Raw genomic sequence first — 26,052 nt, 5'->3', positions numbered from 1 at the left:
AAGGCACCGTCGTGTCCGTGGACCTGCATGACCGCGCCATCGTCGCCGATGCCCACAATGACCTCCTCATGGCGGTTGCCGCCCGCTCCCCGGCGAAGTGGGGCAGCTTCTTCCGGGAGCGGTGGCTGCCCCAGCTGCGTGAGGGCGGTATCGACATCCAGGTCCTGCCGGTGTTCATCGACGATCAGTACCGACCCGAGGGGGCGCTCCGGCAGACCCTCCGCATGATCGAGTGCGCCCACGTCCTCGCCGAGGCCAACGCCGATCAGGTCGCTCTGTGCCGCAACGGTGCCGACATCGACGTGGCCCTCGCCGAGAACAAGATCGCCCTGGTACTCGCGCTGGAGAGCGCGCCGGGCATCGACGCCTCCGTCGAACTGTTCTCCACCCTGTTCCGGCTCGGCGTGCGGATCGCCTCGATCGCCCACTGGGGACGTACGCCGCTCGCGGACGGCAGCCGGGAGGACGCGACCGGCAGTCGGCTGACGGCTCCCGGCGTCCGGGCGCTGCGGGAGATGGAACGTCTGGGCATGCTCTTCGACATCTCCCACCTGGGGGCGAGCGGAGTCTCCCACGTACTGGAACTCGCCACCCGCCCGCTGATCGCCACCCACTCCTGCGCCCGCGCCCTGCGCGATCACCACCGCAACCTCACCGACGACCAGATCCGAGGGGTGGCCGGCACCGGCGGCATGGTGTGCGTGAACTTCGTCCCGGACTTTCTCACCGATGACGAGACGAAGGTGAGCGTCGACCGGGTCGTCGACCACATCGAACACGTCATCTCCGTGGCCGGAATCGACCACGTCGGCCTCGGATCGGACTTCGTCCGCGAGGTCATCGCGGACGTCACCCCGCCCTGCTGCGAGAACGCCGACGACGAAGACCCCGTGTTCGACTTCCCCGGCCTGGAAGGCTCGGCCGGCATGCCGCTGGTCACCGAGGCGATGGTCCGCCGGGGCGTGCCCGAGGAGGACGTCCTGAAGGTTCTCGGCGGGAATATGCGGCGGCTCATGAGTACGTACATGGGCTCCTGAGTAAGGACACCTGCCTGAACCCGCCCACGGGCTGAAGCCCGCTCGACTTCCCACCACATCCCCACTCCCGACGTGGCTCCGACCTGCGCGTTCGACGCCACGCGGCACCCCAGCCTGCCGTAAATACCCCGTTACGGGCCCTCCCTCCACCGACCCGCCAACCCACTGAACCCTCACCTCCGGAGACCCCACCCCCGTGCCACACCACCCCGCACAAGCGGCCCCGCACCGACCGCAGATCACACCCCGCCCACCCCCTCCCTGACCACCATGCTCGCCGACCTCGAAGAACTCGTCTCCTGCGAGTCCTTCTCGGACGACCACGCGGCCGTGGCCCGCAGCGGCCAGGTCGTCGCCGCGCAGGGCCGCCGACTGCTCGGCGCCTCGCCCAGGACGCTGAACATCGAGGGCGTCACCCACGTGCAGTGGACCTTCGGAACCCCGCGCATCCTGCTGCTGGGCCATCACGACACCGTCTGGCCGATCGGCTCTCTCAAGACCCACCCCTGGTCGGTGGAACAGGGCATCGCCCGCGGCCCCGGGGTCTTCGACATGAAGGCAGGGCTGGTCCAGATGTTCCACGCCCTCGCCTCGCTACCCTCCCTCGACGGCCTCTGTGTGCTCGTCACCGGCGACGAGGAGACCGGCTCGGCCACCTCCCGTGCGCTCATCGAGGACGTCGCGCGCCAGTGCTCGGCCACGCTCGTCCTGGAGCCCTCGGCACCCGGCGGAGCCCTGAAGACCAGCCGTAAAGGCGTGTCCCTCTACGACATCACCGTTCACGGGCGTGCCGCCCACTCCGGACTGGAACCGGAGAAGGGTGTCAACGCGGCCACCGAACTCGCTCATCAGCTGCTGGCTCTGGGAGGCGTCGCCGACACCGTCATCGCCTCCACCGGGCCCGGGACGAGCGTGACTCCCACCCTGATGAAGGCCGGCACCTCGAACAACACCGTGCCCGCGCGGGCCGCGCTGAGCGTGGACGTGCGCGTGCCGAACGCCGCGGCGCAGGAAGCGGTCGACCAGTTCATCAGGGCTCTCGAACCGCGGATTCCCGGCGCCCGCGTGGCGGTCGAGGGCGGTCCCAACCGGCCGCCCCTAAGTCCCGACGCCTCGGCTGAACTGTTCGCCCTGGCCACCGAACAGGCCGTACGGCTCGGCCTCGGCCCGCTGCGGCAGGCGGCCGTCGGCGGCGCCTCCGACGGCAACTACACCGCCGGGGTCGGCTGCCCCACGCTCGACGGTCTCGGCGCGGTGGGCGACGGGGCGCACGCCGACCATGAACACGTCGTCACCGCCACGATGCCGGCCCGCGCCCGGCTCCTGGCCCAGCTCGTCGGAGCCCTGCGATGAACGGGGCGACCGTCCGGGAACTCCACCTCATGGAGGACTTCGAGGCCGTCAGCCTTCTCTACGCGGACATCTGGGGGAGCGAACCCGGCGACTCGCCGATCTCCGGCGAGATCATGCGGGCCCTCTCCCACGCGGGCAACTATGTGGCCGGAGCGTACGAAGGCGGCCGGCTGGTGGGGGCGTCCGTCGCCTTCCTCGGCGAACCCATAGGCACCAGCCTGCACTCGCACATCACCGGCGCCGTCATGGGACACGGCGTGGGTCTCGCCCTCAAGATGCACCAGCGGCAGTGGGCACTGGCCCGCCGCCTGACGCGCATCACGTGGACCTACGACCCGCTCATCCGCCGCAACGCCTACTTCAACCTGGTCAAACTCGGTGCGCGCCCGGAGGAGTACCTGACCTCCTTCTACGGCGCGATGGACGACGCGATCAACGGCGGCGACGAGTCCGACCGGGTACTGGCCGCCTGGTACCTCACCGAGCCCACCCCTTCCCCGCTTGAGGTGACCGAGCTCCCCACCGGCGCCGCCCACCGCGTCCTCAACCGCGAAGGCCGCCCGGAGATCGCCAAGACCGACGCCGAGACCGTACTCGTCGACCTGCCCGACGACATCGAAGCCCTGCGCCGCACCGACCCCGGCGCCGCCCGGGCCTGGCGGCTGGCCGTACGGGAAACCCTGGGCGACCTGCTCACCGAAGGCGCCCGCGTCGTCGGCCTCCACGAACGCCGCCGCTACGTGATCCAACGCACCGCCTCCCACCCCTGACCGCCTCCGCCCCCACCTGCCCCCCGTAAGAGGAGCCACCGACCGTGAACACAAAGATCACCGGTGTCGAGCTGCGTCGGATCGCGATGCCGCTCGTCGCCCCGTTCCGTACCTCCTTCGGCGTGGAGACCAGCCGCGATGTGCTGCTGGTCCGCGTCGTCACCACCGAGGGGGAGGGGTGGGGCGAGTGCGCGGCCATGTCCGAGCCCCGCTACTGCTCCGAGTACGTCGACGGCGCTCAGGACGTTCTGCGCAGGTTCCTCATACCGGCCCTGCCGAGGGACGGCGTGGACGTACACGCGGTGGGACGCGTCCTGGAGCCGTTCACCGGCCACCGCATGGCGAAGTCCGCGCTGGAGACGGCGGTGCTGGACGCCCGGCTCCGCGGCGCCGGCGAGTCCTTCGGCTCGTACCTGGGCGCCGCGCGGGACCGGGTACCCTGCGGCGTCTCGGTCGGGATCATGGACTCCGTACCCGAACTCCTCGACGCCGTGGACGCGTATCTCGCCGAGGGCTACGTCCGGATCAAGCTGAAGATCGAGCCCGGCTGGGACGTCGAGCCGGTACGCGCCGTCCGCGAGCGCTACGGCGACGAGCTGCTCCTGCAGGTCGACGCCAACGCCGCCTACACCCTGGCGGACGCCCGGCAGCTCACCAAACTCGACGACTTCGACCTCCTGCTGATCGAACAGCCGCTGGCCAACGACGACATGGTCCAGCACGCCGCCCTGGCCAAGCTGCTGCGCACCCCGGTCTGCCTGGACGAATCCATCGAGTCCGCCGCCGACGCCGCGGCGGCCATCTCCCTCGGTGCCTGCTCCGTCATCAACATCAAGCCACCCCGGGTCGGTGGCTACCTCGAAGCACGCCGCATCCACGACCTCGCCCGCGCCCACGGCATTCCCGTCTGGTGCGGCGGAATGCTGGAGACCGGTATCGGCCGCGCCGCCAATGTCGCCCTGGCCGCCCTGCCCGGTTTCACCCTCCCAGGCGACACCTCCGGCTCCAGCCGCTATTTCGCCACCGACATCACGGACCCGTTCGTCCTCACCGACGGCCATCTCCAGGTACCGGCCGGTCCCGGACTCGGTGTTGAGCCGCTGCCCGACGTTCTCAAGGAGGTCACCACCTCCAGCGAATGGATCGCGCTGTAAGCACCGGAATCAACCTGGCAAAGGAGAAAGCATGCGATGCAGGAAGAGTCTTCTCGTGGCCTTGGCCTTTACCGCCTCATTGGCGATGGTGTCCACCACGGCGCCCGCCGCTTCGGCCGAGACACCGCGGTGTGACGCAAAGCCCCTTCAGACGGCGCTCAAAGCGCTGAAGGAGGTCGGCGCCTCAGGAATCAGCGTGACGGTGAAGAGCCCCCGCTGCGGCGTCTGGAACGGCGGTGTCGGCCTCGCCGATCTCAAGACGGGCCGTAAGGTCGTCGGCAACGAGCACAGCCGTATCGCCAGCGACACCAAGACCTGGACGGCCACGGTCGTTCTGCAGCTCGTCGGCGAAGGCAGGATAAAGCTCGACGACACCGTGGACCATTATCTGCCGGGCCTCATCCGCACCAAGTCCTACGACGGGCGCAAGATCACGATCCGGCAGCTCCTGCAGCACACCAGCGGCCTGCCCGATTACCTGGACGCGCCGTACTGGCACGACCTGGACGCGCGCCGCTGGGACCACGTGGAGCCCTTGCAGACCGTCGAGCAGGCGCTGACGCTGCCCCCGCCCGACGACAGGACTCCGGCCGGCTTCTCCTACTCCAACACCAACTACAACCTGGCCGGTCTGATCGTCACCGAGGTCACCGGCCGCGACATCGGCACCGAGATCGAGCAGCGGATCATCGAGCCCCTCGGACTGCGCGAGACCTATTGGCCCGGCGACCGGACCAAGCTGCCCGAGCCGGATCTGCGCGGCTACGCGGAGCGGAACGGGGCGCTGCGGGACAGGACGGAATGGAACACCTCCGGAGCCGACGCGTCGGGAGCGCTGGTTTCCACCGGAGCCGACGCGACCACGTTCTGGACCGCGCTGATGACCGGGAAACTGCTGGCTCCGGACCAGCTTGCCGAAATGAAGAAGACCGTCCCGGACGGCTCGTCGGGGGAACGGTACGGCCTGGGCGTCGAGCGCTACGAGCGCGCTAGGGGCTTCGTCACCTGGGGACACAGCGGCCATATGGAAAGCGGCCACAAATTCAGGAACGCCGTCACCGATGACGGCCGACGGGCCGTAACCCTGCTGATCGGCTCGGAAACGTTCGACTCGGATCGGGTCGACGCCATCATCGGCGACCTCATCCGCGACCTCCGCTGACCGGAATCGGCTCGGTTTCTGGTCAGTACGGAACATTCTGCTCGGGTGGCACGGCGGAATCCCGCCGTGCCACCCCCGCCAGCACCCTCAACTGCAACCAAAGCACCAACCGTTCATCGGGATCCTCCAAATCGATCCCCAATTGCCGCCCGGCCTGCTTCAGCCGGTAACGGCAGGTATTGGGATGGACGGAGAGCAGTTTCGCCGCGCCCGCCACGTCGCAGCCCGCGTCGAACCAGGACACCAGGGTGCGGGCATAGTCGGTGCCCTGCCCGGCGTCCACCGCCAGTACCCGCTGCCAGGCGCCCGCCCTCAATTCCCGCCGCCCTTGCATCACCTCGGCAAGCCGCAGCAGCGTCGCCCGCGGACGTACCTCGTCGATCGTGGCCACCGGCAGCGCGTCGTGCAGCAGCCGCAGCACCACATCCGCGTCCGCACGCGAGTCCACCACCCCGCCGAGGTCCGCCGTCACTTCGCCGAGCCCCGCCCGGACCGGTACCCGCAGCGACCGCCCGGCCTGGCGCACGATGTCTTCAGCCAGCTGCCGGTGCCGCTGGTGAACCGTCTTCCGTTCCTGCGCCGCCCGCGCCGCCCCGTCCTTCTCTCCGGCCGCGGGCAGCAGCGCGTACACCACCCCGTCCAAAAGCACGCACGCCTGCCGCCCGTAGCGCGCCTCGCACTGGAGGCGTACGACATCCAGCAGCCTGAGGCAGGCCCGCTCGGCGTCCGGGGCGCTCGCCGCGAAGTCCAGCATGAACGCGGCCACGCGGACCGCGTCCAGCCCCAGGCGGTGCGCTGCCGTCGAGGCGTCCGCCGAACCGTCCAGCAGCCGGCGCACCAGGTCGGTGTTCTGATGGCGGGCCAGTTCCTTGGCCGCGCGGGTGCGCAGCAGGAGCAGCGCCGCCGTCGACGCGCCCTGGGTCAGGGTCGCCTCGGCGTCCGGAGCGAGCGTGCCGCCGTCGACCACCCAGACCGAACCGAGGGTTTCGCCGCCGGCCCGTACGGCGATGGCGAGCCGCGGCAGTTCGCCCGCCGTGAGCGGGGGCAGCCGTACCGGCCCGTCGGAGGAGACCACCAGCCGGACCTGTTCCGCGTTGTCCGCGCTGCCCGGGACCTGAAGACCGAGGATGCCCTGGCGGCGGTCCTCGTCGACCGGCTGACCGGGGACGGTGGAGTAGGCGAGGATCCGCTGATGCGGGTCTTCCACGGCTGTCGCGCCGCCGGTCGCCGCCGCGATCGCGTCGGCCAGCGCGAACAGGTCCGCGAGCCCGCCGCCTTGCGCGGCCCGCGCGCCGATCGCCGAGGCCAGCATCAGGTGGACGTGGTGCCAGGCCGCCTCCTCGTCCACGGCGAGCAGCGCCATGCCGTACGCCTCGGCCTCGCTGACCGGAGGCCCGTCCGCAGCCCGCACCACGACCCCGGCCATCCCGGCCTCCGCCGCGGCCCGCACCAGCGGCCCGGCCGCGGCCGCCCGCACGCCGACCGCGAGCAGCAGGGCGCCGGGGGCGCGGGGCAGCGGAGCGTGCGCGTCGTACAGCAGCGCCTCGGTGACCGGGACGGCGGGTCCGTTGGGCGCGGTGAGCAGCCGCAGGGGCGGGCTGCCGACGGCATCGATCAGGTCGCCGAGCGTACAGGCGTCCACAGGTGCTCCTTGCGGTGATGCGGTCGTCGGTGGCGCCGCTCGGCGGTCGCACCGTGGTGGGGCATGCCCGTGATCTTCCCGACTTCCCCGATCCCTCAGGCGGGCGGCCAGTTCCGCAGGGCCGCGTCGGCGACCTGCTGCAACTCCTCGCGGGTGATGCCGCTGGCGGCCTGGACGGCGAGGCCGTTCGCCACGGTCATGACGTAGCGGGCGAGCACTGCGGGATCGGAGTCCGGCGGCAGGTCGCCTTCGTCGACGGCCCGACGGAACCGGTCGCGGAGCTGGTCGGTGCTCTCGTTGCGCCAAGCGGCGAGGGCGTCCCGGGCGGTGCGCGCGGTGTCGCCGGCGGCGAGGGACGCCTGAACGCCGAAGCAGCCGGCGGGGCAGCCGGGGCGGGTGGTGGTCCGGACGGAGCCGTTGAGGAACGCGGTGGCCACCTGTCGGGCGGTCGGTTCCCGCAGGGCCCTGGCACCGTACGAGGCGGGGCCTTCGGCGTAGCGCTCCAGGGCCTTGTGGAACAGGTCCTCCTTGTTGCCGAACGCCGCGTACATGCTGGTACGGGTGATGCCCATGGCGCTGGTGAGGTCGGTGAGGCTGGCGCCTTCGTAACCCCGTTCCCAGAAGACCCGCATGGCCTGTTCGAGGGCCTCGTCGGCGTCGAATCCTCTCGGCCGGCCGATCGGCGCCCTCCGCTGCGTCTCCATGCCCTCGATCATAACCCTTCTGTACCGACCGGTGCGGAAGTGCTACGGTCCCGTTCAGTACCGATCGGTACTTAAATGGATGGAGGTCATTCACATGGGACAGCTGGAAGGCAAGACCGCCGTCGTCACCGGCGGCAGCACCGGGATCGGCCTGGCAGCCGCCGTACGACTGGCGGACGAAGGCGCGCACGTGTTCATCACCGGCCGGCGCAAGACCGAGCTGGACGCGGCCGTCGAGACCATCGGCGCGACCAGGGTCACCGCGGTGGCGGGTGACATCGCGAACCCGGCCGACCTGGACCGGCTGTACGAAGCCGTCCGCGCCCGGGGCCAAGGGCTCGACGTGCTGTTCGCGAACGCGGCGACCGCCTCGCTGGTGACCCTCGGGCAGATCACTGAGGAGGACTTCGACCACATCTTCGGGATCAACGTGCGCGGCACGCTGTTCACCGTGCAGAAGGCGCTGCCGCTGCTCAACGACGGCGCCTCGGTCATCCTGAATGCCTCCACCGCCGCCGACAACGGCAAGGAGGCGTTCACCCTGTACGCCGCTTCCAAGGCCGCCGTCCGCTCTTTCGCGCGGACCTGGGCCAACACCCTCAAGGATCGCGGCATCCGGGTCAACGCGATCTCGCCCGGTCCGATCGACACCCCCGGAATCACCCATCTCTTCGGCGAGGAGAACGCGGCCGACGTCAGGGCACAACTCGCCCAGACCTCGGCACTCGGCCGGATGGGCCGCCCGGAGGAAGTCGCCGGACTCGTGGCATTCCTCGCCTCCGACCAGAGCAGCTTCATCCTCGGCGCCAACCTGTACGTCGACGGAGGCGAGAACCAGATCTGACCCACAGGAGACATCGGCCGCGGGGTACGCGCGGCTGCTGCCCGGCCCGGATCGCCGGCAAGCGCCCGGGCCGGGCGTGTGCGGAACAGGGCCGATCCAGCCGGCCGGAATCCGACGGCGAACGTTCGTGGACGTCGGGGCCCCCTTCCTCGTTGACCACCCGGGACCCCAGGTGCCCGAGAGAAGCAGGGTTCCCTACGGCAACGCCGAAGCCCCCAGCCGAACCACGGCATCCGAGGTCGCGTCGTCCGCCGGGTGGTAAGCCCAGATCCTGTGGCCGTCGGCTCCCGGTAGTTCCAGGACGTGCTGGTTGAGTGTGAGAGGTCCGACACGCGGGTGATGGAGCAGTTTGCGGTCCATCGCCTTCTCGTAGAGGCGGTGCTCGCTCCATGCAGTGCTGAAGACTTCGCTGCCGGCGGTCAGCTCGTCCACCAGCTCGGTCAGACGGGGTGCCCCGACCTCGTATCCGGTTTGGGTACGGAGGGCTGCCACCATGCAGCGGGTCAGTTCGGGCCACTCCAAGAAGAACGACTGCGCCCCGGGGGCGAGGAAGACCATGCGGGCGTAGTTGTCCTGGGGCTCCAGCCCTTCGTGGAGGAGAGCGCCGGGCGTATTGCTGCCCACGATGTCGAGCCACCGGTTCACCAGCAGGGCAGGCACCGTCATGGCACCGAGCAGCCGGTGGACCTCCTCCAGCCGTTCCGTGCCCATGCCGGGAACCACTGCGACCGTGGACGCCCCACCGGCGGGGGCGGCGAGCTCACGGAGATATCGCGCTGCCGTGGTGTCCAGCAGCAAGGCCGTACTCAGCCCCTCCAGTACCGCGCGGGACGGTCGCCGTTCCCGTCCCTGTTCGAGGCGTACGTAGTAGTCGGTGCTGATCCCTGCCAGGAGCGCTACCTCGTCCCGCCTCAGCCCCGGCACCTGGCGCTTTGCCCCCGGAGCCAGCCCGTGCCGTTCGGGGTGCACCTGTTTCCGTCTGGCGCGCAGGAAGCCCGCCAGCGGCCCGCCGTCACCGCTGCGGCTGCTCGAAACGCCCATGTCACCAGCATAAGGACGCGGCGTTCGGGGGGCGCCCGTGCGCCCCTGGGGTGGGTGTGCCACTCCTACCCGCCCGTCCGGCCGGCTGACTACCGTCCCGGCGCGTGAGAGAAAGAGAGCAGTCGATGTTTGTCATCACCGGTGCCAGTGGCCGTACGGGACGGGCCGCCGCTGTGCGGCTGCTGGCGCAGGGGTATCCCGTCCGGGCCATCGGCCGCTCGGCCCGGCGGCTCGCCGGCCTGGCCGAGCGGGGCGCCGAGGTGTGGGAAGCCGACCAGAGGGACGCCGCCGCACTGACCGACGCCTTCCGCGGCACGGACGGCATCTACGCGGTCATCCAGCCCAATTACCTTCCCGATCACCCCGACTTCGGCGCCTTCCAGGACCAGGTGGCGGCCGCCCTGACCCAGGCGGTGGCCGCGTCCGGGGTGACCCGCGTCGTCGGGCTCAGCAGCTGGGGAGCGCAGCATGCCGAGGGCACCGGCCCGGTCGCCGGGCTGCACCGCTTCGAGCAGCGCCTCTCGGCCGTCCCCGGAGTGGACGCGCTGTGGCTGCGGGCCGGCTACTTCATGGAAAACCTGCTGGACCACATCGATGCCGTCAGGACCCTGCGCCGCATCAGTGCCCCCTTCGACCCCGATCTTCCGCTGCCCTTCGTCGCCACCCGCGACATCGGGGCCAGAGCCGCGGAAGAACTGGCCACCGGCACCTGGCGCGGTACGGAGGTCCTGGAACTCCAGGGGGAACGCGACGTGAGCATGCGGGAAGCCACCGGCGTGATAGCGAAAGCCCTGGGCGTGACCGACCTCGTCTACGAGCGGATCGACCTCGCGGCCTTCCACGCGGAACTCCGCAGGAACGGCGTGTCCGCCAACGTCGCGGACATGATGGCCGAGGTGGGGAATTCCCTCAACCGCCGGCATACGCGCATGCAGCAGCCCCGTACCGCCCGCACTTCGACCCCCACCTCCATCGAACGGTTCGTGGAAGAAGAATTCGCTGCGCGGTACCACGCGGCGTCCGAATAAGAGGACATTACCTGGCGGCGGTCGTCGCGGCGGTGAATGGCGAAAGGCAGCGCCCCTCCGCCCGCGACGACGCCTCCCCGTCGGCTCAGTTCTCCACGTTGTAGAAATGGATCGGTGAATTCGGCTTGAAGCCGATACGCGGGTACACCGGGGCTCCGGCGGCGGTCGCGTGCAGCGTGGCGCGGGTCAGCCCGGTGGCCTGGTGGCCCTCGTACAGGGCCTTGCGGGTGACCGCCTCGCCGTAGCCCCTGCGCTGCCACTGCGGGTCGGTGGCGACGAAGGCCACGAAAAGGCGGCCATCCGCTTCGAGGGTGGCGGCGCAGGCCACCGGCGTGTCGCCGCGCAATGCCAGGTAGGCGTACACCTCGCTCTTCCAGAGCATGGACCCGACGAGCCCTTCGCGGCCGTCCTCCAACGGGAACCCGTAGGCGCGCGAATTGAGGTCCGCGTATGCCTGTAACTGCTCGTCGGTGCTCACGCGTACGAAGGTGAGGTCGGGGTGTACCGGGTCGGGGACCGGGAGCAGGTCGCCGGCCATGCCCGTACCGGGAAAGGCGTACCGCAGACCGGCTCGCTCGGCCGCCGTCCTGAACACGGAGCGGGCCTCGTCGTCGAGGAGGTCTTCGAAAAGCCACAGGTAGCCGGGGTGCTTCTTCGCGCGCATGATGTCCGCTGCCTGGTTCAGGCGGTGTCGGACGAGTTCCGCTCCCGCGCCGACATCGGTCAAGGCGAGGCAGTTCCAGAAAGAGAACCGGCTGTCGACCCAGCGGACGGCAATTCCCGGCAGGTCGCGCACATCCGCGTCCGTATCGCGGTCGAGCACCAGGGTCCGCCAGGCGGTGGCGAGCTGTTCCACCGATTCGATGGATTCCGCGCAATCGGTCACCGTACCTCCACACATGATCGAGCTTGTGACGTCTCGTGAACGGGCCGTCGGCGACCCGGCTCCACGGGCCCGACGGGGACTTTTCTCGCGCCGCCTGTTCGGGGCCGCATCACACGATGCCTTCGAGGTCTTCGTCCTGGGTCTGGACGGTGCTGGAGCGGCGCTCTACGTAGGAACGGCGTCCGATACGCCACCACAGGGCGGCCAGCGCGAGGGCCGCCACCGTGGCGACGGGCGTGTAGTTGAAGGTGGTGGCGCTGACCGGGCTGGTCTGCGGCAGCATGAACAGCGCTGTCACCACACCCGCCCACAGCACCGCCGTCCAGCCGATCGGCCGGCTCCAGCGGCCCAGGTGCCAGGGCCCGGGCGCCCACTTGTCACGGTGGCGCAGCCGCAGCAGTACGGGAATGGCGTACGCCGGCGTGAAGCCGACCACCGAGATGGCGGTGACCGCGGAGAACGCGCTGGCGGAGTACAGGGACGGCAGGGCGAGTACGAAGGCGACGCAGATCGCGAGCCAGACGGCGTTGGCCGGGATGGCGGTGCGGCGGCTGACCTTCTGCCAGCGGGCCCAGCCCGGCAGGGCGCCGTCCCGCGCGAACGCGTAGATCATGCGGCTGGCGGAGGCGGTCACCGTGTACCCGCACAGGAACTGCGCCACGATGATCACCAGCAGTAGAGCCTTGGCCGTGGCCACGCCCAGCGCGTCCAGGAAGATCTGCGCCACCGGCACGCCGGTCGGACTGGCCAGGGTCGCGGCGTAGTCCTGCACGGCGAAGATCAGGGCTGCCAGCAGGATGCCGCCGGCGACCCAGGACACCGCCACCGAGCGGACGATGCCGCGGGCCGCGGCGACGGAGGCCCGGCTGGTCTCCTCGCTCAGGTGGGCGGAGGTGTCGTAACCGGCCAGGGCGAAGCACGGCAGCAACATGCCCAGCAAAATCACGTACACCGGCGCGCCCCAGCCGGTGTTGTTGGTGAATTCGGAGAACACGAAACCGGCCGGCTGGTGGTGGGAGGGGATGAACGTCAGAGCGCTGATGATGACGACCGCCCCGGCCAGATGCCACCACGCGCTCACGGAAGTCAGCACGTTTATCAGCCGGGCGCCGAAGAGATTCAGCACCGCGTGCAGTACGAGAATGACCGCGTACAGCGCCAGCAGTCCCCCCGGGGACGGCACGATGCCCCATTGCAGGTTCGCCCAGGCGGCGGTGAAGGTGGCAATGCCGTAGTCCTGGGCCGCGATTCCGGCGAGCAGCCCCAGGAGATTGAGCCAGCCGGTGTACCAGCTCCACCGCTCACCGCCGAGCTGGCGGGCCATGTAATAAAGGCCGCCGCTGGTGGGATAGCGGGAGGTGATCTCGGCCAGCGCCGCCGCCAGACACAGCACCAGCGGTCCGACGGCGAGCCACCCCCACATCACCACGGCCGGGCCGCCGCTGTTCAGGCCGAACCCGAACAGCAGCAAAGTGCCGGACATGATGGAGATGACCGACAGGGAAGCGGCGAAATTACCGAACGCGCCCATGCGCCGGTGCAGTTGCTGCGTATAACCGAGCTCCTTGAGCAGACGCTCGTCCTCGTCGAGCGGTCCGGACTGCTGCCGTCGTGCATGTGCCGAAGTACGCATCGTGGATCTCCGCAAAGGAAAGCAGAAAGGGAAAGGGTGGGGCGGCCTGTCGGGCCGCCAGGGGCGTCGGCGGTGCGCGCCCGGAAAGCCGGTGGGACTTCACAGGCTGCGTTCCTCCGTATGCGGGCGATGAGACTTCAGACAGGCGTCGCGATCTGTCTCGAAGGTCTCCCGCCACTGGTGGGGGTGCTGCGCGTGGTACTGCCACGGGTCCCGCGTGGCGAAGACGCCGATGGCCTCGAAGACCATTGCCGCCCAATGCGGAAAACCGCCCCTCACGAGCGCGTACGCCAAGTGGTTCAGGTCCAGCTGGGAACTGGTCGCCGGATCGCAGTTCCCGAACCAGCCCGTGAAAGCCCGCGTGATGGCCCGGGTGATGTCCTCTCGGTTCCAGAGCAGATTGACCACGCCCTCACCGCTGTCCCGCCGCTCCCGGTGCTCCTGCACCCGGGCGTATATCGGCAGCAGAAGCAGCGGTGAATCGGCCGGCGCGAGCGAGACCGTCCAGCGCGCGAAGTCCGTCGCGACCGCGCGCCGGCCCGCGGGACCCGGACGGGACTGGAGAGCCTGGGACATGCGGTGCCACGCCTCACGGTTGAACGGGTCCCGCCGGTGCGCCTCCCTCAACAGCCCCCACGGCCCGGGCGGCAACAGATACTCCGGCTGCGGCGGCGGTACGCGATGCTGCGGATGGCGCCCGATCGCGTCCGTCTCGGTCAGGGCGATGAAGCAGTTCCAGGGCACCGGATCCCTGGGGTTCAGGGCGGCGGCCCGGCCACTCGCCTGCCAGGCCCCGTCCGCCAGCTTCTCCAGGCGCTGCGCCTGTTCAGGGCTCGTCGCCGTCTGTTTCCGGTGGGCCCGCAGCACCCGTTCGGTGGCGACCCGGGCGTACATCACCTGCGCGGCGATACTGTCCGGCTCCTCTTCGAGCCACAGTTCCACGGTGTTGGTCTCGGCCGCCGCCACGCCCAGGACCTGGGTACGGGAGGTCCACTGCGCCCAGTACCCGGTCCGGGCCAGCACCTGCCGCATCTGCATCCAGTAACCTGCCCGGATGTCCTGCACTGCCCGATAGAGGTCCGGGTCCCGACCGGCCGGGTGCGAGGCGGTCATCGGGGCCCCTCCCGTCCGGCCTGGCGGGAAGTGGGGCCTGCGGAAAGAGGAGCTAAGGCTGGTCTGTGCGTCTTCATACGGCGACCGGCCGGTACGGCTTCGACTCCGACGGGCCTGTGGTGCGTTGGCCTGCTCCCCGGCCGCTGCCGTCGGCACCGCGCTGCGGCGGTTGGTGGGGACATGACACCGGGTGGTGAGCAGACGCGGGCATGGACAGGGGATTCCTCTGGGCAGGGTGCGGGTGCGCGGTCCCACGGGACGGCGGGGCCGGGCCGGTGCGCAGGCGCGAGCGCGCACGCGTACCGGCCGTCCCGTCACCATGTCCGAGGCGGACCGGCGGATGCCTGACAGCTACCTAAGCGCCTGGGGAAGTGCATGGCCAGAGGAATCCGAGGTTGACCGGTTATGGAGATACGGATTCGGCCATGGGCGGGGCCGGTGGGTACGCGCCGCAAGGTGGTTGGTCCCGAGCCCGCAGCGACCTTGCAGGCCGATGGGGGAGGGTGGAGGGTACGGCTGCTCATCGCGGGCGTGCCCGGCTCGTCCCGTACCTGCTGAGACTGGCTGGAGAGCGCTTACTCACCGGGCGGTCCGCTCATCGGGTGGTCCGCTCATCGGGTGGTCCGCTCATCGGTGATGACGGCTACGACGGTCAGCCCACCGGCTTGCGCTCGGGAACGGACGACGGCGCTCCGGCCCAACGGCGCAGGGCGGCCTCAAGATTGCCGACGGCGGCGGCGCCGGTGGTGTCGGAGGCCCAGGCGACCACCCCGTCCGGGCGTACCAACACCCCGACAGGCTCCGCGTGTTCGTCGGTCACGCTGCTCACCCGCCCGCCCCACGCCTCGGCGAGGCGGGCGAACGCACCGTCCGGAGTGCGGTCGAGCAGCAGGGACCCGCCACCATGACCGTGGTCGACCAGACGGGACCCGTCCCTCAGCCACAGATCGGGCACGAACCGCCCGACCAGCGGATGGTCACCGGGCAGGTCGAGGCGCTGTGTGACGCCGGAGATCTGCTTGACGGCGTACGTCGTGCCGTCCCGGGTGCTCAGCAGACCGGCGACGACCTCCCGGAGCGCGGCCGACTTGGCGTCCCCGCGCATCACCCCGACCTGGGCCCGCGTCCAGTCCAGTACCCAGGCACCGAGGGGACGCCGCTCCGCGTCGTAGCTGTCGAGCAGCCCCTCGGGTGCCCACCCGGCGACCACGGCACCGAGCTTCCAGCCGAGGTTCATCGCGTCGCCGACCCCGAGATTGAGCCCCTGACCGCCGAACGGCGAGTGCACGTGCGCGGCATCACCGGCCAGCAGCACCCGCCCCGACCGGTACCTCGCCGCCTGACGGGCGTTGTCGGACCAGCTGGTCGCGGCGCCGCGCAGCGCGGTCAGCGTGACATCGGTGCCGGAGACCCGGCGCAGACTGGTCTGCACCTCCTCCAGGGTGACCGGCGTCCTGCGGGACCGGCGCTCAGCATGCGGGAGACCGGAGCGGGCGCTGTCGAACTCCACGGTGACCACCCGCCCGGGCTGCGGCCCGTACCGGTACGCCCCTCGGGTCGACCACGCCCATCCATCCGCGAGCTTCTCCGGGTCGGCGATGTCGGCGACCGCCAGAAACCCGGTGAGCTCGGGGTCCGTGCCGGGGAAATCGATGCCCGCGAGGCGGCGTACGGTGCTGCGCCCGCCGTCGCACCCGACCAGCCACCCGGTACGCACCGTGCCGGCGGTGGTGCCGACGAGCACACCATCGCCGGTGTCTTCGAGCGTGGTGACCTCCACCCCGCGACACACCGGCACGCCGAGCCGTGCGACATGGCCGGCCAGCAGCTCCTCCAGCTCCCGCTGCGGCACCATCCGCGCGCCGTCGACCGCGGTGTGGGCGGCGAGGTCGGGATCGGACCAGTCCACGAGGTCAGCATCGAGGACCATCCCCGCGAAATGCCCGGTGAACCGGGGCATGCGCGCTCGCCGACCGTCAGCGGGCCGCTCGTCGTCAGCCACGCGAGCGAACGACCCGACCCGCTCAAGCATCTCCCGCTGCACCTGTTCGGCGGCGGGCAGCAGACCCCGGCGGTCCAGGGCCTCGGCCGTCGGCACGTTGATCGCACCCGCCTTCATCCCCCCGTCGGGCTCGCCCAGTCGCTCGATCACCTGCACCGACGCCCCGGAAAGCGCCAGCTCCGCGGCGAGTACAAGGCCCACTGGCCCCGCTCCGACCACGGTCACGTCCATGTCCTGCTGCACATTCGTCTTCACGAACACTGTTCTACTTACGAACACTGTTCGCGTCAAGTTATGATGACCAGGTGAACCCGAGAGAGCGACGCGCGGCACGCCACCAGCCGCCGAATCCCCAAGCCGAAGCAGCCTCCAGGCCGCGGCGCCGCAAGGCCCCGATCACCGTGGAACAGGTCATCGACACCGCGCTGGGCGTCATCGCCACAGAGGGTTACGAGGCGCTGACCATGCGCCGACTGGCCGGTGCGCTCGACACCGGACCCGCCTCGCTCTACGCCCATGTGGTCAACAAGTCCGACCTCGACGAACTGCTCATCGGACGGCTGTGCGCCGAGCTCGTACTCCCCGAGCCCGATCCCGCGGCCTGGCAGGAGCAGATCCGCGGCGTATGCGCCCAGCTGCGCGACCAGTACCTGAAATACCCCGGCATCTCCCGCGCCGCGCTGGCCATGGCTCCCACCGACCGGGAGACCCTGCGCGTCGGCGAGGGACTCCTGGCGGTCCTGCTCGCCGGCGGCATCGCACCCCAGGCCGCCGCCTGGGCCGTCGACGCCCTCCTGCTGTACGTGGCCGCCTACTGCCTGGAGGTGTCGATCGCACGCCGGCGAGCGGCCCACGACGACGCCTGGGTCCTCGACCGCGACGAACTCCAACGCCGCCTCACCGCCCTGCCCGCCGCGACCTTCCCCCACACCATCCGCCACGCGGCCGAGCTGACCGCGGGGGAGGGGCACGAGCGGTTCGATTTCACTCTTGGGGTGATGGTTGGGGGGCTTGTGGGGCGGTAGGGAGGCTGGGGCTGTGGTTGGCATGGGGGTGGGAGCGGGCTTGTGGCTGGGGTACGAGGTCCGGAGACGGTGCGCACGTCGTGTGACACCGGCGATGATCAAGTGCTCGCGGCCGGTGTCCGTGATCGCGGTGGCGAAGTGCTCGTCATCGGAGGTGTTGGCTACGCCCGCTTGATCCGGGTGGTGGCCTCTGCACGGCCACGCGTCAAAGACGCGAGTCGATCCGTCCGCGTACGTCGTGCCGGAGGACCAGCCCGGTGGCGTCGGCGAAACCCAGCACGCAGAGCAGGGGCAGCGCTGCGGCGTACACCACCAGCCAGGTCAGTCCGTCGGTTCCCTCCGCGCCCGGGGCAGAGCCTGCATTCTGGGAGGAGTTGCCGACAAGGTTGTGGAGAAGCGAGGGGAAGGCTGCCGGAGGCGAGAAGCCACCATGCCGTCAGGCCGAGCCAGAATCTGGCGACCCGGATCACGGCCGTCGCGACCGGCCACGGACGTGCGGTCGTGGGGGCGACCCGGGCTGGTACCCCCGCTCACTGGTAGACCGGCCGCAGAACGCGCCGCAGGGCGTGCTGCGTACGGCGCGGGAAGCCGATCAGCGGGAATCTGCCGTCCGGCATCGCCAGGTGCGGCGTCCATTCGGCGCCGAACCGGATCATGGCTCTGACGTACCGCTCCCGCAGGACGCGCTGCCGCAGCCGCTGCGGCGAGCGCTTCGGTCTGCCAGATCTCGTCCGAGACGTGACTGCGGTCGGCCCCCAGGCGCGGCAGCCGGGCGGACGGGCGGCCGAGCACGACCTGCTCATCCGCGGGAAGGTCTTCCGTACTGGCGAGCACCCGGACCGTGTACCGCCGCCCACGCAGCACCGCCCACACACCTGGCACGACCAGTGCGAGACCAGCCGGCCACCGGGGCGGACGCCGCGGTGAGGTCGGGGAGTTGCCTCCGGGCGGTTCCACCATCCCCGTTACTGCTCTCTGCCGTCGCGGAGGCTGTGAACTATGCATGCCCAGTCAGCCGTTGAAGAGGCGCGCGGGACTTGCGAACGCATCAGGCTCGGTGGTGTACGGCACGGGGTTCTGGCGGCCGGCGTAGGGTCCGTTGGGGAGGTGCGGAGGTTGAGTTTCCGACTGGCGGCGTACGCCGTGTGTATTGAGGACGGACAGGTGCTGCTCGCCCGCCATGTATCACCCAATGGCGAGAGCAACTGGACGCTGCCGGGTGGCCGGGTAGAGCACGGGGAGGACCCGTTCGATGCGGTGATCCGGGAGGTCGCCGAGGAGACCGGCTGCAACGCGGAGGTCGAACGCCTCCTGGGCGTGGACTCCCGGCTGATCCCCGCGGCCGACCGCCCCAGGCCCGGCCTGCCCGACCACCAGAACGTCGGCATCTTCTACCGAGTCCGCATCACCGGCGGCCAACTCCGCCCCGAACCGAACGGCGAAATCGCCGAGTCGGTCTGGACGCAGATCGGTGATGTGGCTGGCCTGCGTCGGTCATCGTTGGTCGATATCGGTCTCGATCTGGCGGAGAGGCTTCCGGTGACGGGGCATGTTGCTCCTGTCGCGGTTGGGGGTCTCATTCAGCACTGAGGGCTGGGTTTTCGGGGCGGTTGGGCTGAGTGGGGTCAGGGCCCTTGGGTTTCGGTCGGCATCGAGTAGATAGGCGGACGACTCGCCGTCCCGGACATCTTCCCTTGCTGCCCTTTCCTCCGCTCGTCCTCTTGCCCGCTTCCACTCCGTGTGTGAACTCCGGACGAGCCGATCGATCAGCCGCAACGTGCTCCACAGCCGTACCGCGCTGGTCAGCCCGGCCGACGAGGGGCGCATGCTGTAGTTGTAGTGGTCGAGGATGGGCTTCCGTGACGCGGTCCAGTCCGTGTCGACGCGTCATCAGACCGCCTTGGCGGTGCTCGTCCACGGTCACTCTCGGCGGGTGCCGCTGGGCGGAGACTCGGCTTCGCACGCTTGGACATCGTGCCCCGCCCTTCTCCGCCCATACCCGCCGACGAGCCGAACGACAGCCCGCGCAGCCGGCCTTCAGCCGTTCGCTACGCCGCTGCCTTCGTACGAACCGAGCCCCTCGATCAGGGCGGCGAGGGCGGGATCACCGGCGAAGCGGTCCGCGTGAATTTTGCGGATCTTGTCAGCGATTTCCGGGTCCTCGTCGTCGGTGAGGTCCTGGGAAATCATGTTCCGAACCAGCGGTAGACCGATCTCGTCGACCTGGCGATGGAGCGGGGCGTGCATGTACGCGCGGTACGCGTCGATGTCCTTGACCACGAAGAGAGCGCCGTAGTCGAAGTCGCCGCCGATGTCACGGCCGACGGCCCAGTGTTCGACGGCGTCAATCTCCTGGCCCATCCTGCGCAGCAGGCCGAGCGCTTCGTCGACCTTGTGCTTGGGGGCGTCGGGGCGCATGGCGAGGCGAATCTGGTGATAGATCACGGCAGTTCTCTTTCGTTCCGAGGGCAGGATGCATCGAGTGCGAAGCTTCAGCTTCTTGCGATAGTTATAACTTATAACCCAAGGGATGGGTGACGCAAGGTTCTCCGTCCCGCCGTCGGCCAGGGCGCCCACGACAACGGCGGCGACAGGGCGCACAGCAACGCCGTCGTCGACATCGGGCGAGCCTGCAACAGTCACCGTGAACATGGCGCCGACCACGCGGTTGGGCACCATGCGTGGCGAGGGTGGTCAGGGCCGCAGCCTGTGCTCTCTCGACTCCGGGGCCGGAGTGGTTTTTCCAGTGGCGGCGGGCTGTCACCGCGGCTGACGCGTCAACCGTGCTGGCGTTGGGCGACGTTGCGGGGCACGGCGCCGGGGCAAGCTGACTTGGTCCTGACCTGAGCGCCGACACTGGTGACGGTCGCGGCCCAGGTGTTGGGGGCGCTGGCACGGGCGCATGCCGGTGTCAGCCCTCGTAGACCCTCCGCAGTCCGGTACGAGACACGGGCGGCGCAGCAGGTCGTTCTCCTACCAGCCGCCGGGGCGCCCGGCCGCAGCGTGCCTTCTTGTCGGTGCGCCGGTTATTCGCGCGTTCGAGACCGCTCCGCACTGTGCGGACCGGTAAGACGCTCGACGGAGCGTGCCCCCATCACCAGAAGCATGAGAACTGCGGTGCATCCGCCCAGCAGCATGACCGTGGACGGAGAGGTGCGGTCCAGGATGACTCCGCCTGTGAGTGCGCCGGCAGAGATCGTTGCCTGGAAGGAGGCGGTGAACAGAACCGACGCCGCTTCCGGGGTGTGTGGTGCCGCCTTGGAGAACCAGGTCTGCGACGCGACTGGCACGGCACCATACGCGATACCCCACACGATCAGCAGAACCACCGCGCCCGCATTCCAGCGGCCCAATACTGGGAGCAGGAGGGTCGATGCGGCGATCAGTCCGGCCGCAAGCCCGAAGACACTCCGGGGATATCGGGCCACCCACGCGCCGCCCAGAAAATTTCCGAGGATGCCGGCGGCACCGTAAAGCAGCAAGAACGTAGTGATCAAACCACCGCTGACGTGAGTGACCTGCTCCAGGAATGGTGTGACGTAGGTGTAGGTGGCGAAGTGGGCCATCACCATCAGGAACGTCAGCAAGAGAGCGAAGCGGGTGCCGGCACTGCGGAGCATGCTTCCGAGGACACTCAGTCGTGTGGACTGGACCGGGGGAAGAGACGGTACGAAGACGAACAGCATGACCAGCACGCCGGCTGCCAGAACTCCCATGACGTTGAGAGCCGTTCGCCATCCGGCGAAATGGCCGATAAGGGTGCCGACCGGTACGCCGAGAACGGAACCCAACGGAACAGCAGAAAAGATCACAGCAGTTGCCCTGCCGACGAAGGCCGGTGGCACCAGTCGGCCGGCCAGCCCCGCGCCGATTGGCCAGAAGCCGCCGATCGTTATTCCGACCATGATCCGAGAGACCAGCACGAGCCAGTAGTCGGGTGCCGCGGTGGCGAGGAAGTTCGCCAGTACCAGCAGAAGCATGAATACGCACAGCATCAGCCGGCGGTCGAAGCGTGCTGTGGCCGCGGTGACGAGCGGAGCGGCGGCAGCCGCCAGAAAGCCGGGCATGGTCATCATCAGCCCGGCCATTCCGTCCGACACGGTGAAATCGGAACCGATCGAGGTCAGCAGGCCGATCGGCAGAATCTCGGTGGTGACGATGGCAAAGATTCCCATCATGACCGAGACCACCGCCAGCCACCCCATCAGCGGGACTCGAGAGGGCGCATATTGACTGTTGGGAGCAGCGGCGGTGGTAATCGACATCGTGTTCCGTCCTGTATGGGCTGGCGCGTTTCGCGATCAGTCCAGCAGGTCTTGTCGACAGGTGGCTGGCAGCTCTGCGACTGCACCGTTGCCTTCACGGGTGATGTCGTATATCCGCCACCATGGGCAACGCACGCGTCCCAGCCTGGCGGCTGCGTCTCTCCCTCCGCGGTTACGCAACGCACGAGGTCCCGTTGGTTGCGATCTGCACGTAGAAGGTGGGTATACAGCGACCGAATGCCACCGGGAGTGATGCGCGGGTGCTGCCAAAGGCAACGAAGACGGCGCCCCCGAAGCGCGTCCGCGCAGGGCTGTGAGGAGGGGCAAGCCGGCGGAGCGCCGCGATGAGTCGTGAAAGCCCCTGCGTTGATCGCGCGCGAGACCGGCGAGCAGCTTCGTTCACCAATGAGTCGCTTGGACCGCTACGAACGCGTCCACGTCAGCTCCGACCCGAGGGCATGAACGTTTTCACACCGCCCTCGGGCCGGCGTCCGGGCTGCCCCCGAGGACCTGATGAATCTGAGGGCCTGGATCACAGGTAGAGCGCCCGGTTGATCGGAATACCCTGCTCCTGGCAGCCGCGCTCGTAATGGTCGATGAACCAGAAGACGTCGATCACTTCGGTCACCCTGTCCTGCTCGTCGAGGAACTCCACCGGCCCGTTCAGCCAGAAGACGGTCTTCATGCCCTCATCGGAGACCAGGGTGTGGGTGCGGCCCGGACTTTCCCGGATGAAGTCGCCCGGGCGGCCGACCCAGTCGTACTCCAGGTAGCGCCAGCTGCCATCGAGTACATAGCCGGAAACCGGGCCACGGTGGCGGTGGCGGCCCAGCACTCCGCCGGCCTGTACCCACAGGACGTTCGCGGCCGAGCTGCTGCGGATGTCGAACGTCAGATGCTTGATCATCACCTGCGGGACAAACGGGAGCCAAGGCGAGTCCGCCTCCGCGATATGCCCTTCGGGCAGCGCGTACTGGTCCCGGCGCCGGTCGATCCTCGCTTCGATCGCGGCCAGGCTGTCCGCATCCGGATTCGAGCTGATCGTCATGGCTGATGTCCTTCCTGAGGCGGCTGGGACGGACTCGAACGCTACCCATGCTCGGCTTCTCCCGGTCCGGCACAACAGTGACTTCCAGGACGTTGGGCACGGTCGGCAGCTGTTCTCCCTTCTAGGAGGGCGACTTCGTACGCGCTCAGTGCGGTCCTCGAATTCGGCGTGAGAAGGGCGTACGGCTGGAGACTGCGGTGCCTGCTTTGGCCTATCGCTGGGTATAGCCCTCTCTCAGCGGGCCGCCGACGAGATCGAGCACTCGCTCGGCCGCGACAGCGAGCGGTGCCGTGTCGGCATGCTCGGCTACGCGCTGATGGCCGTCCAGCAAGGCTTGGCCGTGTACGGGATCCGCGCTCAGGAGTCTGCGAGGCAGCCACTTGCCGATGCCTGTCCAGGCTCTGTGGTGGGCGGTTAGCAGGTGCGCGGCTTCGCGCAAGGTGTGGTCGGTCAGGGACAGCTGCTCGTAACGGTTGGTCGACGGGACGTCGATCAAATCGTCCATGAAGCAGGTCAGAAAATAGCGGCCGCGCTCCCACTCAGCGGGGGTGAGGGGGATGGGGCCCGCCGCGAGTGACGAGCGGGCCTGTACGCGTGCGCGCTCGAGATCGCCGTAAGGGTCCAGGAGAGGCATGCCTTGGTCGTAGATGAACAGAAGAGTGCCTCGGCGGTTGCCCCGGTTGTGCTCCAGTGCCTGCTGGAAGTCCGTAACGGTGTGGATGAACAGCTCGGCCAGACGACCGTTGTGGCGGATGACTTGGCGGCGGCTGGTGTCCGAGTCGGGCAAAAGGACGGCCACGTCCAGGTCGCTGCTTGCCGAAGTGTGTCCTCGGGCGGCTGAACCGCCGAGGAGGGCGCCCACGGCGTGCGGGAAGTGGTGGTGTACCAGGCGGAGGGCTTCGGACGCCGGGCTGTCGTGATCCTTCATGGGCGTTGAGCGTGTCAGTTTTGTTCAGTCGGGACCAGCTCTGGACACGCTGCCTGTGAAGCCGGCCGTCCGGGCGTCAGGCTTGTGGTGGCTGGGGTAGGAGGACGTCCGTGTGCGCGGTGTTGGAGTGTCGGCTGTGGTTTGTTGGTGTGCCGTGGCCCGAGCCGCTTCGTACCGGCGCGACACAGCTCGGACCGATCCGCCTATTTCGCCGTCATCGCGGAGACCAGTTCGCTCAGCCCGCTGAACTGCCAGTCGAAGTTGTCGGAGCTCGTGGGCGGGTCACCGACCGGTCGTCGGACGTATGCGGTGCGCATGCCCTGCGCCTGGGCTCCGCGGAGGTCCCAGGCGTGCGCGGCCACCATGAGTACGCGTTGGGGTGGGCATCCGGCGGCGTCGAGGGCGAGTTGGTAGGCCTCGGGTGCCGGTTTGTAGGCCGAAGCGGCTTCGGCGGACAGGGCTTGGTGCCAGCGCAGCCCGGCGTGGGCGTTGAGCCGCAGCAACGTGGTGCGGTCTGCGTTGGAGAGGCCGGGCACAGGGTAGTGCTGTGTGAGCCGTTCGAGACCGGCGACGGAATCGGGCCAGGGCGGCAGACGCTGTCCTGCTGTGGCCAGTCGGTTGACGGCCGCGGGATCGGTGAGGCCGGCGTGGTCGGCGACCCGTTGAGCGGCCTCTGCGTCGATGATCGCGGTATTGGCGTACGTGCGCCGGCCTTGCTCGATGCGCTGCTGCTCATGCTCGCGGTGCTGTTGCCACACGGTGAATAGTGCGTTGACAGACGCGTTGTCCGAGGATGTGGGCAGCTCGGCGCGGATCGCCGCTCGAAGTCCGCGGGGTTCGTCGACCAGGGTTCCGAGGATGTCGAAGACAACGACCTCGATGTCGCGGATTGCGGCCACGCGCGTCCCCCTGTCCGGATAGTCGTCACCAGTCCAGCAGGTGACGATGTTCCCATTCGTCGCGTCACTGGTCAATACGGTGACGTGGGCTCTGGGCGTGAGCGGGCATTCAGGGCTCCAAGCGCCAACTACACACTGAGCGATGCTTCTTCGAGGCCCCGTCGCATCGCGGCGCGCAACGAACCGGCCCCGCGATGCTGCCGATGACACCGAGAATCCAGCGGGCGGCGCGGCCGAAGCGTACGTCCAACAGGCCATCGCGGCCCGGCCACCGGGCGCCCGGCCCTCACTCGCCGAAGGCCGCCTGGGCGAGACGCAGGCCGACGGCGGGGGCCTGGTTGTCGGCGGAGGAAGTGCCGAGGGCGTAGACGGCCCGGCGGTGGAGGTCACGGGTAGCGAAGACGCCGCTGCGGTAGCCGGGGTCGCTGCCGGTCTTGCCCCACAGGGTGGAGCCGTCGGGCAGCGGGACGTACATCAGGCCGACGCTGAAACAGGCCGTCCCCTTGGCGGGACCCATGTTGCAGTTGGACTCGTTCGCGTAGGGGAGCGGCTTGCCGTCGATGCCGCGAGGTATGGCGAACAGTTCGGCGGCCTGGGCCGGGCGCAGCAGGCTGCCGTCGAACAGGCCGGTGATGAAGCGGTCGAGGTCGCCGGTGGTGGAGGTCATGCTGGCGGGCAGGCCGCCCTGCACGTTGACGTCGACGAGGTCGCCGTTGTTCCTGGGCAGGTAACCGGGGAGGTACGGGCGGGGTACAGGGGTGCTGTGACCGGCCACGTGGGGGACGGTCTCGTACATTCGCAGCGGCTTCAGGACGCGCTCGGTCACCTCGTACTGGTACGAGTGCCCGGTGATGTGCTCGATGAGCTTGCCGGCGATCCGGTAGCCGAAGGAGTTGTACTCCTGCTTGGTACCGGGGCTGAAGCGCGGACCCGGCGCGGGCCGGCCCTTGGGGTGGAGGGTCTGCCGGATCACCTGGTCGAAGGTGAGGTAGTCGAAGCGCCGGTCGAGGGCCTGGTCCGGGGTGGTCGCGGGGGCGCCCTCGAAGTCCTGGGGCAGCCCGCTCGTGTGATTGAGCAACTGCCGTACGGTGATGGGTTCCTTGAACCGCTTCTTCGGCAGCAGGTGAGGCAAGTAATGCTGCACGCTCCGGTCGAGGTTCACCCGACCTTCGGCGGAGAGCTGAAGGAGTATGACCGCTTCCATGGGTTTGGCGATGCTGCCGATTCTGAAGTGCGCATCGCTCCTGATCCGCTTGCCGGTTACGAGATCTCCGTCGGTCCCGCGCCAGCTCTGCCCGTCCTTGTGGACCTCGGCGATGGCACCGGCGGCGCCATCGCTCGGACGCAGGCGGATGGCCTCGTTCAGGGCGGTGCGATTCAGGTCCGGGGACGTGCTGGTTGCCGCCTGTGCGGGGGTGCTGATGAGCAATACGGCGGCGGTCGTGGCGGCGGCCAGAAAGCGAGCCGATGAGCGGTGCATGCGAACTCCATTTGCGCGGGCAATGATCGGCGAACGAA

The 26,052-nt window shown here is 69.2% G+C and carries 23 protein-coding genes; 9 read left to right on the top strand and 14 right to left on the bottom strand.

All coding sequences use genetic code 11. From position 1 onward, the window contains the following. Nucleotides 1-11 precede the first annotated feature (11 nt). The 5 genes from CP984_RS00375 to CP984_RS00355 all read left to right on the top strand — a co-directional run bounded on the left by CP984_RS00375 (nucleotide 12) and on the right by CP984_RS00355 (nucleotide 5,476). Complete coding sequence (locus CP984_RS00375) at nucleotides 12-1,037, top strand: dipeptidase (RefSeq protein WP_030190861.1); 1,026 nt, start codon at nucleotides 12-14, stop codon at nucleotides 1,035-1,037. A 270-nt stretch (nucleotides 1,038-1,307) separates the two neighbouring features. Continuing rightward, on the top strand, nucleotides 1,308-2,390 hold the full coding sequence (locus tag CP984_RS00370) for a M20 family metallopeptidase (RefSeq protein WP_003980018.1): 1,083 nt from the start codon (nucleotides 1,308-1,310) through the stop codon (nucleotides 2,388-2,390). Next, a complete protein-coding gene (locus CP984_RS00365) occupies nucleotides 2,387-3,160 on the top strand; it encodes a hypothetical protein (RefSeq protein ID WP_003980019.1) in 774 nt (257 codons plus the stop codon). The genes CP984_RS00370 and CP984_RS00365 overlap by 4 nt, the downstream gene beginning before the upstream one ends. Nucleotides 3,161-3,204: 44 nt before the next feature. Beyond that, a complete protein-coding gene (gene menC, locus CP984_RS00360) occupies nucleotides 3,205-4,314 on the top strand; it encodes an o-succinylbenzoate synthase (protein WP_003980020.1) in 1,110 nt (369 codons plus the stop codon). A 31-nt stretch (nucleotides 4,315-4,345) separates the two neighbouring features. Further along, entirely contained in the window at nucleotides 4,346-5,476 is a 1,131-nt protein-coding gene (locus tag CP984_RS00355) for a serine hydrolase domain-containing protein (protein WP_032920330.1), read from the top strand. 22 nt (nucleotides 5,477-5,498) lie between these two features. Here the strand turns inward: CP984_RS00355 and CP984_RS00350 are convergent, their stop codons facing one another. Then, nucleotides 5,499-7,118: a PucR family transcriptional regulator gene (locus tag CP984_RS00350; protein ID WP_043979541.1), complete on the bottom strand. Its 1,620-nt coding sequence runs from the start codon at nucleotides 7,116-7,118 to the stop codon at nucleotides 5,499-5,501. 95 nt (nucleotides 7,119-7,213) lie between these two features. Further along, nucleotides 7,214-7,822: a TetR/AcrR family transcriptional regulator gene (locus tag CP984_RS00345; RefSeq protein ID WP_003980023.1), complete on the bottom strand. Its 609-nt coding sequence runs from the start codon at nucleotides 7,820-7,822 to the stop codon at nucleotides 7,214-7,216. 94 nt (nucleotides 7,823-7,916) lie between these two features. Here CP984_RS00345 and CP984_RS00340 point away from each other — a divergent pair, with 94 nt between their 5' ends. Beyond that, the gene (locus CP984_RS00340) at nucleotides 7,917-8,666 is read left to right on the top strand and encodes an SDR family NAD(P)-dependent oxidoreductase (protein ID WP_003980024.1); all 750 of its coding nucleotides are present in this window, start codon (nucleotides 7,917-7,919) and stop codon (nucleotides 8,664-8,666) included. 195 nt (nucleotides 8,667-8,861) lie between these two features. Here the strand turns inward: CP984_RS00340 and CP984_RS00335 are convergent, their stop codons facing one another. After that, nucleotides 8,862-9,707 carry a helix-turn-helix domain-containing protein gene (locus CP984_RS00335; RefSeq protein WP_003980025.1) on the bottom strand — a complete coding sequence of 282 codons (846 nt, stop codon included), beginning with the start codon at nucleotides 9,705-9,707 and terminating at the stop codon, nucleotides 8,862-8,864. A 125-nt stretch (nucleotides 9,708-9,832) separates the two neighbouring features. Here CP984_RS00335 and CP984_RS00330 point away from each other — a divergent pair, with 125 nt between their 5' ends. Continuing rightward, the gene (locus CP984_RS00330; RefSeq protein WP_003980026.1) at nucleotides 9,833-10,735 is read left to right on the top strand and encodes an NmrA family NAD(P)-binding protein; all 903 of its coding nucleotides are present in this window, start codon (nucleotides 9,833-9,835) and stop codon (nucleotides 10,733-10,735) included. A gap of 85 nt (nucleotides 10,736-10,820) precedes the next feature. On the opposite strand, the gene CP984_RS00325 is transcribed toward CP984_RS00330, so the two are convergent. The 4 genes from CP984_RS00325 to CP984_RS00310 form a co-directional block, all read right to left on the bottom strand. Next, nucleotides 10,821-11,621 (bottom strand): GNAT family N-acetyltransferase, encoded by an 801-nt coding sequence (locus CP984_RS00325; RefSeq protein WP_003980027.1) that lies wholly within the window; start codon nucleotides 11,619-11,621, stop codon nucleotides 10,821-10,823. Nucleotides 11,622-11,730: 109 nt separating this feature from the next. After that, nucleotides 11,731-13,254: an amino acid permease gene (locus tag CP984_RS00320; protein ID WP_003980028.1), complete on the bottom strand. Its 1,524-nt coding sequence runs from the start codon at nucleotides 13,252-13,254 to the stop codon at nucleotides 11,731-11,733. 99 nt (nucleotides 13,255-13,353) lie between these two features. Continuing rightward, on the bottom strand, nucleotides 13,354-14,367 hold the full coding sequence (locus CP984_RS00315; RefSeq protein ID WP_003980029.1) for a hypothetical protein: 1,014 nt from the start codon (nucleotides 14,365-14,367) through the stop codon (nucleotides 13,354-13,356). Between the two features lie 652 nt (nucleotides 14,368-15,019). After that, nucleotides 15,020-16,600 carry an FAD-dependent monooxygenase gene (locus tag CP984_RS00310; RefSeq protein ID WP_030190821.1) on the bottom strand — a complete coding sequence of 527 codons (1,581 nt, stop codon included), beginning with the start codon at nucleotides 16,598-16,600 and terminating at the stop codon, nucleotides 15,020-15,022. Between the two features lie 74 nt (nucleotides 16,601-16,674). On the opposite strand from CP984_RS00310, the gene CP984_RS00305 reads away from it, so the two are divergent. Beyond that, nucleotides 16,675-17,394, top strand: a complete 720-nt coding sequence (locus CP984_RS00305; protein ID WP_031009332.1) for a TetR/AcrR family transcriptional regulator — start codon at nucleotides 16,675-16,677, stop codon at nucleotides 17,392-17,394. Nucleotides 17,395-17,924: 530 nt separating this feature from the next. On the opposite strand, the gene CP984_RS42535 is transcribed toward CP984_RS00305, so the two are convergent. Then, a complete protein-coding gene (locus CP984_RS42535; protein WP_255304195.1) occupies nucleotides 17,925-18,050 on the bottom strand; it encodes a hypothetical protein in 126 nt (41 codons plus the stop codon). 460 nt (nucleotides 18,051-18,510) lie between these two features. Between CP984_RS42535 and CP984_RS00300 the strand changes: the two genes are divergently transcribed. Beyond that, nucleotides 18,511-18,984 carry an NUDIX hydrolase gene (locus tag CP984_RS00300; protein WP_030190818.1) on the top strand — a complete coding sequence of 158 codons (474 nt, stop codon included), beginning with the start codon at nucleotides 18,511-18,513 and terminating at the stop codon, nucleotides 18,982-18,984. A 447-nt stretch (nucleotides 18,985-19,431) separates the two neighbouring features. On the opposite strand, the gene CP984_RS41765 is transcribed toward CP984_RS00300, so the two are convergent. The 6 genes from CP984_RS41765 to CP984_RS00270 all read right to left on the bottom strand — a co-directional run bounded on the left by CP984_RS41765 (nucleotide 19,432) and on the right by CP984_RS00270 (nucleotide 26,014). After that, a complete protein-coding gene (locus tag CP984_RS41765) occupies nucleotides 19,432-20,073 on the bottom strand; it encodes a Dabb family protein (RefSeq protein WP_226048578.1) in 642 nt (213 codons plus the stop codon). A gap of 347 nt (nucleotides 20,074-20,420) precedes the next feature. Next, a complete protein-coding gene (locus CP984_RS00290; RefSeq protein ID WP_030190815.1) occupies nucleotides 20,421-21,659 on the bottom strand; it encodes an MFS transporter in 1,239 nt (412 codons plus the stop codon). A 532-nt stretch (nucleotides 21,660-22,191) separates the two neighbouring features. Then, entirely contained in the window at nucleotides 22,192-22,707 is a 516-nt protein-coding gene (locus CP984_RS00285; RefSeq protein WP_003980035.1) for a 2,4'-dihydroxyacetophenone dioxygenase family protein, read from the bottom strand. Between the two features lie 211 nt (nucleotides 22,708-22,918). Continuing rightward, nucleotides 22,919-23,635, bottom strand: a complete 717-nt coding sequence (locus CP984_RS00280) for a nucleotidyltransferase domain-containing protein (RefSeq protein ID WP_003980036.1) — start codon at nucleotides 23,633-23,635, stop codon at nucleotides 22,919-22,921. Nucleotides 23,636-23,838: 203 nt separating this feature from the next. Continuing rightward, nucleotides 23,839-24,534 carry a haloacid dehalogenase type II gene (locus CP984_RS00275; RefSeq protein ID WP_003980037.1) on the bottom strand — a complete coding sequence of 232 codons (696 nt, stop codon included), beginning with the start codon at nucleotides 24,532-24,534 and terminating at the stop codon, nucleotides 23,839-23,841. 286 nt (nucleotides 24,535-24,820) lie between these two features. Further along, nucleotides 24,821-26,014 carry a serine hydrolase domain-containing protein gene (locus CP984_RS00270; protein WP_003980038.1) on the bottom strand — a complete coding sequence of 398 codons (1,194 nt, stop codon included), beginning with the start codon at nucleotides 26,012-26,014 and terminating at the stop codon, nucleotides 24,821-24,823. Nucleotides 26,015-26,052: the final 38 nt, after the last annotated feature.

This window comes from Streptomyces rimosus, from assembly GCF_008704655.1.
Classification (GTDB): Bacteria; Actinomycetota; Actinomycetes; order Streptomycetales; family Streptomycetaceae; genus Streptomyces; species Streptomyces rimosus.
This window is presented reverse-complemented; position numbering and strand designations above follow the sequence as displayed.